The sequence below is a fragment of the Ornithobacterium rhinotracheale DSM 15997 genome, assembly GCF_000265465.1.
In the GTDB taxonomy this organism is placed as follows: Bacteria; Bacteroidota; Bacteroidia; order Flavobacteriales; family Weeksellaceae; genus Ornithobacterium; species Ornithobacterium rhinotracheale.
The window spans coordinates 982,873-996,878 of sequence record NC_018016.1 but is presented as its reverse complement, the minus strand read 5'-3'; the positions used below and the strand labels follow the sequence as shown (position 1 = coordinate 996,878).

13 protein-coding genes are annotated in these 14,006 nt (G+C 35.9%); 8 read left to right on the top strand and 5 right to left on the bottom strand.

The window, feature by feature from the left end:
- Window positions 1-55: 55 nt before the first annotated feature.
- Window positions 56-1,435, bottom strand: a complete 1,380-nt coding sequence (locus ORNRH_RS04620) for a TrkH family potassium uptake protein (protein WP_014790745.1) — start codon at window positions 1,433-1,435, stop codon at window positions 56-58.
- A 218-nt stretch (window positions 1,436-1,653) separates the two neighbouring features.
- On the opposite strand from ORNRH_RS04620, the gene ORNRH_RS04615 reads away from it, so the two are divergent.
- On the top strand, window positions 1,654-3,399 hold the full coding sequence (locus tag ORNRH_RS04615; RefSeq protein WP_014790744.1) for a TrkH family potassium uptake protein: 1,746 nt from the start codon (window positions 1,654-1,656) through the stop codon (window positions 3,397-3,399).
- Window positions 3,400-3,435: 36 nt separating this feature from the next.
- Entirely contained in the window at window positions 3,436-4,119 is a 684-nt protein-coding gene (locus tag ORNRH_RS04610) for a potassium channel family protein (RefSeq protein WP_014790743.1), read from the top strand.
- A gap of 279 nt (window positions 4,120-4,398) precedes the next feature.
- Here the strand turns inward: ORNRH_RS04610 and ORNRH_RS04605 are convergent, their stop codons facing one another.
- Both ORNRH_RS04605 and rpiB read right to left on the bottom strand, forming a co-directional pair.
- Window positions 4,399-5,103, bottom strand: a complete 705-nt coding sequence (locus tag ORNRH_RS04605; protein WP_014790742.1) for a tRNA1(Val) (adenine(37)-N6)-methyltransferase — start codon at window positions 5,101-5,103, stop codon at window positions 4,399-4,401.
- A 78-nt stretch (window positions 5,104-5,181) separates the two neighbouring features.
- Window positions 5,182-5,616: a ribose 5-phosphate isomerase B gene (gene rpiB, locus ORNRH_RS04600; RefSeq protein WP_036601520.1), complete on the bottom strand. Its 435-nt coding sequence runs from the start codon at window positions 5,614-5,616 to the stop codon at window positions 5,182-5,184.
- A gap of 595 nt (window positions 5,617-6,211) precedes the next feature.
- Here rpiB and ORNRH_RS04595 point away from each other — a divergent pair.
- The 5 genes from ORNRH_RS04595 to ORNRH_RS04575 all read left to right on the top strand — a co-directional run bounded on the left by ORNRH_RS04595 (window position 6,212) and on the right by ORNRH_RS04575 (window position 10,198).
- On the top strand, window positions 6,212-7,492 hold the full coding sequence (locus ORNRH_RS04595; protein WP_014790740.1) for a replication-associated recombination protein A: 1,281 nt from the start codon (window positions 6,212-6,214) through the stop codon (window positions 7,490-7,492).
- A 145-nt stretch (window positions 7,493-7,637) separates the two neighbouring features.
- Window positions 7,638-8,087 (top strand): DUF4488 domain-containing protein, encoded by a 450-nt coding sequence (locus ORNRH_RS04590; RefSeq protein ID WP_014790739.1) that lies wholly within the window; start codon window positions 7,638-7,640, stop codon window positions 8,085-8,087.
- Window positions 8,088-8,098: 11 nt separating this feature from the next.
- Complete coding sequence (locus tag ORNRH_RS04585; RefSeq protein WP_036601326.1) at window positions 8,099-8,587, top strand: DUF4488 domain-containing protein; 489 nt, start codon at window positions 8,099-8,101, stop codon at window positions 8,585-8,587.
- A gap of 85 nt (window positions 8,588-8,672) precedes the next feature.
- Entirely contained in the window at window positions 8,673-9,431 is a 759-nt protein-coding gene (locus ORNRH_RS04580; protein WP_014790737.1) for an MlaE family ABC transporter permease, read from the top strand.
- Entirely contained in the window at window positions 9,428-10,198 is a 771-nt protein-coding gene (locus ORNRH_RS04575) for an ABC transporter ATP-binding protein (protein WP_014790736.1), read from the top strand. Before ORNRH_RS04580 ends, ORNRH_RS04575 begins: the two co-directional genes overlap by 4 nt.
- Window positions 10,199-10,264: 66 nt before the next feature.
- On the opposite strand, the gene ORNRH_RS12105 is transcribed toward ORNRH_RS04575, so the two are convergent.
- Window positions 10,265-10,462 carry a hypothetical protein gene (locus ORNRH_RS12105; RefSeq protein ID WP_155814497.1) on the bottom strand — a complete coding sequence of 66 codons (198 nt, stop codon included), beginning with the start codon at window positions 10,460-10,462 and terminating at the stop codon, window positions 10,265-10,267.
- A gap of 144 nt (window positions 10,463-10,606) precedes the next feature.
- On the opposite strand from ORNRH_RS12105, the gene ORNRH_RS04570 reads away from it, so the two are divergent.
- Window positions 10,607-11,698, top strand: coding sequence for a mannose-1-phosphate guanylyltransferase (locus ORNRH_RS04570; RefSeq protein ID WP_014790735.1), 1,092 nt, complete (start codon window positions 10,607-10,609; stop codon window positions 11,696-11,698).
- Between the two features lie 83 nt (window positions 11,699-11,781).
- Here ORNRH_RS04570 and rnr read toward each other — a convergent pair whose 3' ends face one another.
- A complete protein-coding gene (gene rnr / locus ORNRH_RS04565; RefSeq protein WP_014790734.1) occupies window positions 11,782-13,932 on the bottom strand; it encodes a ribonuclease R in 2,151 nt (716 codons plus the stop codon).
- Window positions 13,933-14,006 lie beyond the last annotated feature (74 nt).

The window sequence follows — 14,006 nt, the reverse complement described above, 5'->3', positions numbered from 1 at the left end:
ACCTTCAAGGAAAGTAGATTTTAATAATTAAAAGTATTTAATAAGTAAGTGTATTTTATACCGCTAAATCTTCTGTTTCATTGTAAATCGTAAGTTGTTTTTTGCGTGCTAAAATCGAAATTCCAAAGGTAATCACACCTAAACGACCTATGAACATAGTAATAATTATCAATAATTTACCCCAAGAAGATAAATCTCCCGTGATACCAGTACTTAGCCCCACGGTGCCTAAAGCAGATGCCGCTTCAAATAAAATTGCCGAAAAAGAGAATTTCTCTGTAAAGGACAATAAAAAGGTGACAAAAAATATCATCGCGGTATAGAAAATAAAAGCTGTGGTAGCTGCATATAATCTATCTATCGGGATTAATTTTCCCATAAATGTTACACGCTTATCTCCACGCAATCGGCTCCACATAATGGCAATGATAGCGGTGAGCGTCGTAGTCTTCAATCCACCCGCAGTACCCGATGGAGATGCTCCGATATACATCAAAAAGATAGTAAATAGCAATAAAGGCAAGGATAAATTTGAGATAGGTATAGTATTAAATCCTGCCGTGGTTAAAGCAGACATGGATTGGAAAAATGAGGTGATAAATCGATTTTCGTTGTTAAATCTTGTCGCTGGCTCTTTGAAATAAAACATTAGAGTCCCCGCAATGAGCAAAATGCTTAGGATTAAAACAATTACTTTGGTCGTAAAACTGATTTTATTTGTTTTTCCGCTAAATCTGCTCCAAATATCGGTTACTACAATAAAACCTAGCGAACCTAGCAATGACAAAACAGAAATTACAATATTTAAAGGAATATTGCTAGCAAAGCTTTCTAAACTATCGTTGTATAATCCTACTCCTGCGGTACAAAATGCCGAAATGGAGTGAAATATACTACTCCAAATGGCAAAACTCGGCGGCACATTGGCATCTACAAAAATAAAGTACAATGCAATGGCTCCTAAGGTTTCGGCAACAAGTGTAAACACAATAATGGAACGGATAAAATCCTTAATTTCTAAACCTTCTGGCAACGAAAATTCCGTGGTGAGTATCCTCACTTGGTGATTACTCATTTTATTTTTTCGGGACATTACTAAAAAGGATCCCATCGTCATGTACCCGATACCTCCGATTTGTACCAAAAGTGCAATCACCGTTAATCCTATGGCATTATAAGTATCAGACAAGCTCACAGTAACCAATCCCGTTGTGGAAATGGCAGATGTGGTGGTGAACAAATTATCGAGCATGCTCGTGGGCTGCCTGTGCAAATAGGGTATAGAGAGCAACATCCATCCTATAAAGGTGTATAATGCAAATCCAAAAATGAGATGGCGTTGCGGACTAAGTTTTAAAATAAATTTGCGATACTTGAAATACAAACTGCCAAATTTGGATTTTTTTGCAACATTTGGCTCCAATTCATTTCTCATGATTTCTAGTTATTTAAATGGTTTTTATTCTTAAAACATGGTGCAAAATTAGTATTTTTACCATTTTCTAAAAAAAATCTTAAATTAAATAATTATAAACAATAATTACTCGTATCTTTATTTAGCTATTAAATAAAATTTCAAAGTATATAATATCATGGCATTCAATTTAAATATTGTACTTTTGCCAAGAATAATATTCAGTATCAAAGCAAGGAATGAAATTCATAAAAATCATTAACGAGTTTTTTAATAAGAGCAAAAAGTATATATACAAACTCACTTTTTATTTAAGTGTACTCTCGGTTCTTATTTTTATATATGATTTAGGTTTTAAGCATAGCCATGAGTATTACCACTGGGCAGATTATATTTATAAACTGGCTGTATTTTTTGGTGCTTTTTCAATTATTTTAAAGCATACTTATACAGATAAGAAGTATTTTCTCACGGTTAAGATTTTTGATTTACTGAGCGTTATTTTCTTTTTCTATGTCCTATATCGCTCCATGGTGATCCATAAATCCATGTGGGCATTTGCCATATTCTTTGTCTTTGTGCGGGAAGTTTCGGCAATGCACATCAATTATGGTAAAAATGTAATCAACCCTGCAAGGCTATTCTTATTTAGTTTATTGATTATCATTCTTTTTGGTTCATTTTTATTGATGTTGCCACAAGCCAGTAATGTAGAACTTAGCTATCTCGATGCACTTTTTATGTCTACCAGTGCCGTGTGTGTTACGGGGCTAAGCGTGATGGATATAAGCTCAGGGCTTACACATTTTGGGCAAGGAATTATACTAGTTTTAATCCAAATTGGGGGTTTAGGAATCATGACTTTTGCGAGTTATTTCTCATACTTTTTTAGAGGTTCTAGCTCATATAGCAATCACCTTACACTCAGTGAATTTACCAATAGCGACAACCTGAGCGATGTATTTTCTACCTTAAGACGAATCGTTCTCATTACTTTAATCATTGAATTTATAGGTGCAATCCTTATTTATTTTGCTACAAGTTTTAATGATTTGGACGAAAATGCAATTTTCTTTTCCATGTTCCATTCCATTTCGGCGTTCTGCAATGCAGGATTTTCTACCCTGCCAGATGGGCTTTATTCAGCGAGTGTGCAACATGATTATGATTTGCATTTAATTATAGCATTGCTCATCACATTTGGAGGTTTAGGTTTCCCAATTGTGTACAATGTTTATAAATATTTTGTCTACAAAATCTCAAATTTATACCGCAAAATTTTACGAAGAGATAGAATTCAGTATAAACCTTGGCTCATCAGCATCAATGCCAGAATTACGCTTACTACCACATTTGCATTATTCTTTCTAGGTTTTATATCATTCTTTATCTTTGAGTACGATTACACTTTAAGCAATTATGATTTAAAAGGAAAAATCGTTGAATCCATCTTTGGTTCCGTAACACCGCGTACTGCGGGATTCAACACGGTAGATATGGCAAATTTATCTTTCCCTACCTTAATGGTTTATTTCTTGCTCATGTGGGTAGGAGCTTCGCCAGGATCCACAGGAGGTGGTATCAAAACCAGCACTTTTGCCGTTTCAATCCTTAATTTTATGAGTCTAGCTAAAGGTAAAGATAGAGTAGAAGCTTTCCGTAGAGAAATCTCTCAAACCTCAATTAAAAGAGCATTTGCAACCATTGTGCTATCCCTATTCGTAATCGGCGTAGCCATTGCCATTATAGAAAGTGTAGAGCACGACAAGGGCTTACTATCCATCGCATTTGAATGTTTCTCGGCTTACAGCACCGTAGGATTAAGCTTAGGAATAACAGATTCACTTTCAAGCGTTTCAAAAGTAGTGATAATTTGCGTAATGTTCATCGGGCGTGTGAGTATGCTTTCCATCTTGATTGCATTACTTAAAAAAGAAAAATACAAAGGTTATAAATACCCAACCGAGGATATTTTAATCAACTAATATTTAATTTATTTAATACTAAAAAAACATCTTTATATGAAATACATAGTGATCGGACTCGGAGGATTTGGCGCATCGCTCGCGCAATATCTCACCAATATGGGGCACGAGGTAATCGCCATCGACAATCGCATGGAAAAAGTAGATTTTTATAAAGACAAAATCACCCACACCATTTGTATGGATGCCACCGATTTGCACACACTGGGCGGGCTTCCTATCAAGGATACCGACATGATTGTAGTAGCCATCGGGGAGGAGCACGGTGCCAGTATCATGTGTGCTGCCAACCTTAAAACATTGGGTGCCAAAAAAATCATAGGGCGTGCCATCTCCAGCGTGCACGAAACTGTATTACACGCCATTGGAGTAGAAACCATCATTCGCCCAGAAAAAGAATCTGCGCGTAAATGGTCTAAAAAATTAAGCAACAAACACCTCGAAGAAACTTTTGAACTTAACCGAGAATACAGTATCACCGAGGTGCGTGTGCCTAAAAAATACGACGGAAAAACCATTGCCGAAGTCGATTTCCGAAATAATTACAACCTCGTAGCTCTAACCACTGCCAAGGAACGAGAAATCAACTCGCCACTTGGTGGACATAGAATGAACAAAGAAGTGTATGGCGTGGCACAAAACAACACAGTGCTCCACATGGGAGACATCATCGTGGTGTACGGGAAAAACAGAGATATTGAGAAATTCCTACATTCTTAATATTTTTAGCAATTAAATTTAAAATAATTAAATTTTTAACTCTCATATTTTAAGTTTAAAAGCATTAAATCATTTTTTAATAGCTGAACATACCGAGAATTAAAATAATTGAAGAAAATCGATTTTTAAGCATTTTTTCTTTTAATCATTAAAAAATAAGCCGTTTCACGATTGCGAAACGGCTTTTTACATTAAATAGAATTTAGCCAAAGCTAAAAATCATAATTTAAGGGATTTTTTCTGATTAAAGATTTCAATATTTTAAAAAATCTACCGAAATCACATTTTTAAATAAAAATCTTTCACGATCGAAATATAATCTTCGTTATAAACATGTCGAGCTTTTTCGATGAAAATTTTTTTTTGGGTTAAATTTTCAGGATGAGAAGTCAATGCCAAACACGAACGCTTGATTTTGGATTGTGCATTGCCACGCACACGCAAAATCTCTTGCGGAAAGATTCCATTTTTAGCCGATTCTTCTAAAAACTGCGTTTCATATTCATACGGAATAATCACAGCAAAAACACCCTTGGGAGATAGGAGAGAAGCTACTTTTTCAATCAATTGTGGAAAAGGCAAAAACGCCTCGCTGCGTGCTCTCGCTCTGCCATGATCATCTATCGGGAAAGAATCTTGATAAAATGGCGGATTGCTCACCACCAAATCATATTTTTTATCCCACGAAAAATCTAAAAAATCACCATTATAAACATTTAATCGCTCTGCCCAAGGAGATTGTTCAAAATTGTATTTTGCCGTTTTATACGCCTCGGAATCCAGCTCTATGGCGTCTACCGCTTGGGCTCCACGCTGAGCAAGCATCAAGGCAATGACGCCCGTGCCCGTTCCGATATCCAAACAATGTTGAAAACTTGGCAACACAGGACACCATGCACCTAGCAACACCGCATCGGTACCGATTTTGGCTGCAGCACCTTCTTGTTCCACCGCAAATTGTTTAAAATGAAAGATTTTAGACATAAAATATTGATTTTAAGCTATAAAAAATGATTCCAAAACGCATTTCGGAATCATTTTATACTTTAATTAATAGAGTTATCAACAGCTGCAAGCGATTTTTTCTACGCGTCGCTCATGGCGTCCACCTTCAAAACTAGCATTTAAATAGGCATCAACGATTTCTAAGCCTAATTCTTCTGAAATAAAGCGTGCTGGCAATACCAAAATATTGGCATTATTGTGTTGGCGTGCCAATTCTGCCAATTCTGTATTCCAGCAAATGGCTGCACGGATTCCTTGGTGCTTATTCGCCGTCATCGCAATGCCGTTTCCACTGCCACAAAGTAGAATACCTAAATCGGCATCGTGGTTTTCAACAGCCGTAGCCGTGGGATGCGCAAAGTCTGGATAGTCTACAGACTCTGTTGAAAAAGCTCCAAAATCTTGAATTTCAATTCCTTTTGAAGCTAGATGTTCTTTAATTTTCTCTTTTAATGGGTAACCTGCGTGGTCTGATCCGATGGCAATTTTCATAATTTTTATAGTTTTCAACATTAGTAAATCGTAAATTTAATGTAAATTATTCATGTTCAGTGCTTTTTAAAAACTATCGCATTGTTGATTATTTTTTAATTAAAGTGAACAAGAAATGAAAGATTTCCCTTGCATTTCTTAGAATAAATTACAATAGCAAAGCTAAGGAATAATTTCCAAATTTATTTTTCATTTTCTATTGTAAAATTATCAACTCTATTTCAATACTTCGGCATGGCAATTTTCATTTTTTAAATCCAAAAATCACTTTGTTTGTTAATTTGTTGAAAACTGATTAAACGGTTTAAAAAACAAACTTTTAGCCATTTAAAAACTTGTATAAAATAGATTTTAGCCAAATTCTTTCACCAAAGTTTTCCACATTTCCACAGGCATAATAATAAAAGTAATTCTTTTTTAAAAAATTTTAAAGAGAGAATATATTATATAGTATTAAATGAAAATTGTGAAAAACTATTTCTTCTTTCCCTAATTGCTGTTTCGCCCTTGCCCTAAAATCTTCGATGCAAATTATGCGGTAAAATTCCGTAAAAATGTGCAATTTTACATCGTTTAATTAATAACACTTTCCACAATGAATACGCCCCTTGCCGAACGCATGCGTCCTAAAACACTTGAGCAATATGTGAACCAGAAGCATTTGGTAGGCGATAATGCGCCCATCAAAGTAATGCTGGACAATGGTTTGCTGGCTTCTATGATTTTGTGGGGACCACCTGGTACGGGAAAGACTACGCTCGCGCAACTTTTGGCTGAATTATCAGGCAGGGAATTTTACACGCTGAGTGCTATAAACGCTGGCGTGAAAGAGGTGCGCGAAGTGATAGAACAAGCTAAAAAGAAAACGCTTTTCTCCAGCGAGAAAAATCCGATTTTGTTTATAGATGAGGTGCATAGATTTAATAAATCTCAGCAGGATTCGCTTCTGGGTGCGGTGGAAAAGGGCTATATCACGCTCATTGGTGCCACAACCGAGAATCCAAGCTTTGAAGTGGTGCCTGCCTTGCTCTCCCGTTGCCAAGTATATACTTTAAAGGCTCTAGATCGGAAAGATTTGGAAGAATTGATGCAAAACGCCATTCAGCATGATGCTTTGCTTAAAACTAAAAATATTAGCCTTAAAGAAACCGATGCTCTATTGCGATACTCAGGAGGCGATGCTAGAAAAGTGCTCAATGGGCTGGAATTGGTAATAAACAGCGTGGCAAATGATGCTGAAATTGTGATTACCAACGATTTGGTGCAAAAATGCATTCACCAGAATATGGCTCGTTATGACAAGACGGGCGAACAGCATTATGATATAATTTCGGCATTTATTAAATCCATTCGTGGATCGGATCCCAATGCAGCAGTGTACTGGCTTGCTCGCATGATTGCTGGGGGCGAAGATTTAAAATTCATTGCACGCCGATTACTTATTTTAGCTTCCGAGGATATAGGCAATGCCAATCCAAATGCCCTGATGCTTGCCAATAATGCTTTTCAAGCTGTGACAACGATTGGCTACCCCGAAGCGCGTATTATTTTGTCGCAATGTGCAGTATATTTGGCCAATTCGCCTAAGAGTAATTCTACTTATCATGCGATCAATCAAGCATTGGCATTGGTTGAGGAAACAGGCGATTTGCCAGTTCCTTTGCATTTGAGAAACGCACCTACTAAGCTGATGAAAGAATTGGACTATGGCAAAGATTATAAATACGCACATTCCTACGATGGAAATTTTGTGCCGCAAGAATATTTGCCAGAAGATTTAAGCGGAACTAAACTCTATGAACCTGGCAACAATAAGCGCGAAAATATAGACCGCCAAGCACTCAAAAACCGCTGGGGCGATAAATATGAGTATTAAAAAAATCAATTTTTTAAAGTTTTTTGATTAATTAAAAGTAAGATTTAGTTTTAAGAATAGATTAAATCTTAATTTAATATGAATAAAATCATAATAATACTGTAAAATAAAAAATTTAAATTTGATAAAATTTTTATTTATACATATGAATCAGTGGTTTAAAAAAATAGGAATTTGTGCATTTTTAAGTTTAGCAAGTTTATCTTTTGCACAACAGCACATAGCAGAAAGCAAAAATTTGGTGGGAATATGGCAACATGTTTATCCTATATCAAATGGAAATTATATAAAAACAGGAAATTATAAAATCATAACGCCTGATGGTACATTTTCATTGGTTTTTATTGGGAAAAATAAAACAACCTTAACAGGTTATGGAACTTATAAAATTACGAGTGATAGTACTTTTACCGAGAAAATGATTTCTCATATTTCACCTAAATTTGATAAATCTGGTAGTATTTTAAGATATAAAATGCAAGATGAAAATACTTTGTTACAATCATTTAAGGCACAAAATAATGATAGATGGGTACCAGAAATTTGGAAGAGAATTACGATGCCTAAAAAAGATAGCTTTATGAAAGAATTTTAAATAATTTAATGATGAAAAAAATATTTTTTGTTTTTGTAGCAGTGTTTGGAATAATGTTAAATGCTCAAGAAGCATCTAAGCATATCCCGATTAGCAAAGATTTGGTAGGTTTTTGGCAACAGCGTTATATAATTCAAACGGCTAATGGAGAGAAAAAACTTAAATCTTCTGGCAACTACAAGGTAATTAATCCAGATGGGACTTATTATACCTTTATGATTGTAGCACCTAGAAATTCTGATATTCAGGTTCCGATTATTTTGCAATATGGAACATATGAACTGATAGATGATACGCATTTTAACGAGCATATTATCGATCATAATAATCCAAAATTTGTTAATACAAATTCTCAGCTGAGATATAAAAAAATGGATGATAATATGATTCTGCAAGAGTATAAAAACGAAAAAGGAGTTTGGATTCCAGAAATTTGGCGTCGCGCAGATTTCAAAATAGATCCTATTAAAACCGAAAATAAATCTTCTACCTCATTTTAATTAGATAAATTTACAGAGCAAGTATTCAGCTTGCTCTTTTTTTATTTTGTAAATTGTGGCAAATAAAATAATTTTGCTACCAATTATGCTTAGAATATTAAAAACATATCTCACCAATATTGGTAAATATTTCCAACTTTTGTTTGAGGTGATTAAAAAACCGAAAAAAACAAAGGTTTATCGTAAATTAATCGTAAGAGAATTATACGATTTGGGAGTAAATTCGGTGGGATTGGTTGCGGTGCTTTCTATTTTTATGGGAGCGGTTTTAGCGATTCAGTTGTACCAAAACTTTAAAAGTGCAGCCATGCCTATCCCAGATAGCTATGTAGGCTATGCGACCAAAGTGGTGGTAGTTTTGGAATTTTCATCCACGATTATATGTATTATTTTGGCAGGAAAAGTAGGTTCTTACATCGCTTCGAGTATCGGTACCATGCGTGCCACCGAACAAATTGATGCACTGGAAGTAATGGGAATTAATTCCGCTTCGTTTCTAATTTTGCCCAAAATCATAGCCTCACTTTTATTCTACCCAATTTTATTGATGATTTCCATAAGTATGTGTTTATTTGGAGGTTATCTCATTGGAGATTTATCGGGCATGTGGTCTACCGTAGACTTTGTAGAGGGGCTACAAATGAGTTTTGATAATTGGTTTTTTACCTATAGTTTCATAAAAATGGAAGTTTTTGCATTCATTATTGCAACTATTCCAGCATTTTATGGCTATAATGTAAAAGGCGGTTCGCTCGAGGTAGGGCGTTCCAGCACTAAGGCTGTAGTGTGGACATGTATTGTACTGATTGTTACTAATTTAATCCTTACAAACGTTTTATTATGATTGAAGTTAAAGACCTTAAAAAAAGTTTTGGGGATAAAGAGGTATTGAAAGGAATTTCTACCACCTTTGAGAAAGGAAAAACCAGTCTTATCATCGGTGCCAGTGGTGCAGGTAAAACGGTATTTTTTAAATGTCTTTTAGGCTTATTTGAGCCATCTGCTGGAGAAATCATTTACGAAGATATTTCCACCAAAAATATTACATCCAAAGAAAGACACGAGCGTAGAAAGCGAGTGGGAACTGTTTTTCAGTACAGTGCCTTGTTCGATTTTATGACAGTGGAGGAAAATGTGCGTTTTCCGCTGGAAATGTACACCAACCTCAGCATAGATGAGATGAACGAGCGTGTGCATATGATTCTTGAAAAAGTGAATATAGAAGAAGACGCTTTCAAGAAAATGCCATCTGAGATTTCGGGTGGTATGCAGAAGCGTGTCGCCATAGCTCGCGCCGTGGTAAATAGACCAAAATATCTTTTCTGTGATGAGCCAAACTCTGGGCTTGACCCGCAAACAGCGATTGTAATCGACCAATTAATCCAAAAAATTACCAGAGAATTTGAAATCACCACGGTTATCAACTCACATGATATGAATTCCGTGATGGAAATTGGCGAAAAAATACTTTTTCTAAAAGATGGACTAAAAGCCTGGGAAGGCACCAACAAGGAAATACTTTTTACCAAGAATAAAGATGTTTCCGATTTTGTGTACAGTTCCGATTTGATGAAACGCGTGCGCGAGGTTTTACAAAAACAAGAAGGTTAAAAAATATAGCTAAAACCGAATTTAAAAAATATTGAATTCGGTTTATTTTTTCTTTTATTAATTCAATTAAAAAATGCCCGTACAAGGTCTAAAAAACTTTATTCCAGAAGCATCATTGGCATATGTAGAACGATGGCTTGATGGATATCCTGTACTTCTGAATATATCCAAAATCCAAAAGCTAATTTTTACGCATTTTCTCCATTTGTAGCTTATTTTAGCCAAGAAGAAAAGAAGATACTTTATTTTTAAAGGATTTGCCAAAAGGTACTATTTTTGCTTTAAACAATAGGATTTTTGAAAAAGGTGAACTCAAAAGAATTAAGTATCTTTGCAAGGAAATTTCCACGGGAAAGTCATATTTAATTCATGAATTGGCACCTATAAAAGAATATAAAAAAATTTAGTATGGAAACATTAGATAAAAAGAATATCTATTGCGTAATTATGGCAGGAGGAGTAGGATCTCGCTTTTGGCCAATGAGTACAACGAGTAATCCTAAGCAATTTCACGATGTTTTAGGGACAGGAAAAACTCTAATTCAGCAGACTTTTGATCGATTGCTAAAATTCTGTTTACCCGAAAATATTTATGTCATTACCGACCAAAAATACACCGATTTAGTGCAAGAACAATTGCCTAAGATTTTGCCAGAAAATATTGTGGCAGAACCTGTGGGAATGAATACTGCACCGTGTGCTATTTATACGGCTTATAAAATTTATAAACGCAATCCTGAGGCAGAAATTTTAGTTTGTCCGTCGGATCATCTGATTCTGAACGAACAAAAGTTTACAGAAATTGCACTCACTGCACTTGAAAATTCAGCGAAAAATCATGGATTATACACTTTAGGCATTCAGCCTACACGCCCAGACACAGGTTATGGCTACATTCAGTTTGATACAGCAGATGAGGGTGAAGTGAAAAAAGTAAAAACTTTTACCGAAAAACCAAATTTAGAATTGGCACAGCAATTTTTGCAATCAGGTGATTTCTTGTGGAATAGCGGAATTTTTATCTGGAGTGCAAAAGATATTTTAAATTCGTTTGAAAATCATATGCCAGAAATGTTCCAAGCGTTCAAAGCAGTGGAAAATGTTTTAAATACGGATAAGGAAGTAGAAGAAATTAAGCGAGTGTATCCTACTTTGCAACAGGTATCTGTGGATGTTGCCATCATGGAAAAAGAGCAAAATGTGTATGTGATTCCTTCGGAATTTGGCTGGAGTGATTTAGGAACTTGGCTTTCACTTTATGAAAACACCGAAAAAGACGAAGATGGCAATGCCTTTTCAAGCAAAAATGTCTTTACTTATCATGCTAAAAACAACATTATTTTTGCCTCGCAAGAGAAATTGGTAGTGGTAGATAGCTTGGAAGATTATATAGTGGTAGACACGCCGCAAGCACTTTTGATTTCGCCAATTGAAAATAGCCAAGAGATTAAATCTTATGTGCGAGATTTAAAACTCAATAAAAAAGAAAAATTCGTTTAAAATAGAATTTTTTAGATAAATAAAACCCCCACAATTGAAAAATTGTGGGGGTTTTTTTGTTATCAATAATTTAAATCAAATTCCTACAACAATTCCAAATCCAATTGTTTTTTATCTAAATCGGCGCGAGTAAGTTTTACATTTACCTCGTCGCCCAATTGGTAGGTATTTCCTGTGGTTTGTCCTACGATGGCATAATTCTTTTGGTCGAATATATAGTGATCATCGTGAATGTCACGAAGTCTTACCAAGCCCTCGGCGCGGCATTCAGGCAGTTCCACATAAATTCCCCATTCGGTAACTCCTGTAATGATTCCGCTGAACTCTTCGCCCACATGTTTGTCCATGAATTTAACTTGCATGTATTTAATGCTATCTCGCTCGGCATCGGCTGCCAATCTTTCGCGCTGACTGCAGTGTTCGCATTTTTCCTCGTACACCTCTTTTTCGGCCGATTTGCCACCGTCTAAGTAGCGTTGGAGTAGTCTATGTGCCATAACATCGGGATAACGGCGTATAGGTGATGTAAAATGCGAATAATATTCAAATGCCAGTCCGTAGTGTCCAATGTTATCGGTTGAGTAAATCGCCTTGGACATAGATCGCATTGCAAGCGTTTCAATCATATTTTCTTCGCCTTTTCCTTTCACATCGTGCAAAAGTTGGTTGATAGATGCGGTGGTCTTTTTACGGTCTCCTAACTCCAATTTATACCCAAATTGATGAATAAATTGTTTTAAACTTGCTAATTTCTCCGGATCTGGATCATCGTGGATACGATAAACAAAGGTTCTATCCGTAGGTTTACCTCTTTTTAAGCTCACAAATTCAGATACTTTTCGATTGGCTAAAAGCATAAATTCCTCGATGAGCTTATTGGCATCTTTGCTTTCTTTGAAATAAACACCAAGTGGATTTCCGTCTTCGTCTAAATTAAATTTAACCTCCAATCGGTCAAAACTAATCGCTCCGTTTTTAAGCCTTTCTTTTCTTAAAATCTTGGCTAATTTATCTAGAATTAAAATTTCTTCCTTCAATTCGCCCTCTCCACCTTCTATGATGGCTTGTGCATCTTCATACGCATAACGCTTGTCTGAATGCGTAACGGTGCGCCCAAACCAGCTTTTGATGATATTGGCGTTTTTATCCATTTCAAAAACAGCCGAAAATGTATATTTATCTTCGTTGGGTCTTAGCGAACAAGCGAAATTACTCAACACCTCTGGCAACATAGGCACCACGCGATCTACCAAATACACAGAAGTTCCTCGTTTATAAGCCTCTTCATCGAGCAAAGTGCCAGGTTTTACATAATACGAAACATCGGCAATGTGCACGCCCACTTCGTAATTTCCATTTTCAAGGATTCTGAACGAAAGTGCATCGTCAAAATCTTTAGCATCTTTTGGGTCGATGGTAAAGGTAGGCACATCACGCATGTCGCGTCTTTTGGCGATTTCTTCTAGTTTAATTTCGGTATCAAGGTTTTGTGCCTCGTCTTCCACTTCCTTAGGGAATGCGGCAGGCAAGCCATATTCTGCCAAAATGGAATGAATCTCCACATCGTGCACACCTGGTTTTCCAAGCACACGTGTGATTTCGCCAAATGGCGAATCGGCATCTTCTGGCCAGCTCACAACATTACACACAACTTTGTCGCCGTTTTGTGCATGGTTTAAGTTTTCCTTTGGCACATAAATATCTACTGGCATCGATTTGCCTTCTACGATGACAAAACCATATTTTCTATCGCCTATGATTTCTAGCACGCCCACATATTGCATGCGATGTCTCTGAATCACTTTGGCAATGCTACCTTCTGGCTTTTTGCCACGAGAAGTTTTGTGCAAAATAAGCTGAACCAAATCGCCTTGTAGAGCGTTTTTGGTTTGTCCTTTTGGGATATAAATATCATCTTCCAGCCCTTCTACAATCACATAAGCAGCTCCAGATGAGGTGAAATCAATGGTACCCACAAGCATATTTTTCTCCATATTCAGTTTAAATTTTCCTGGAGAAACTTCGATCAAGCTATCATTTGCCACGAGGCGAGAAAGTGCCTTGATCAAATGTTGCTTTTCCTGTGCATTGGTGTATTGCAATGCAGAACCTAATTGCTTGTGATTAAGTGTTTTGTTTGGATATTTTAAATAGTATTGTAATACTTTTTTAGCCGTTTTTCTAAAACTATTATCTTGAGAATGATGTCGTTTAGATCGTTTATTTTTAGACATTTTATGTATTTTAAATGTATGAATTATCTAGAGTCTATCAATTATTGTGCTACTTTGTTAACAAACTAAAAAAA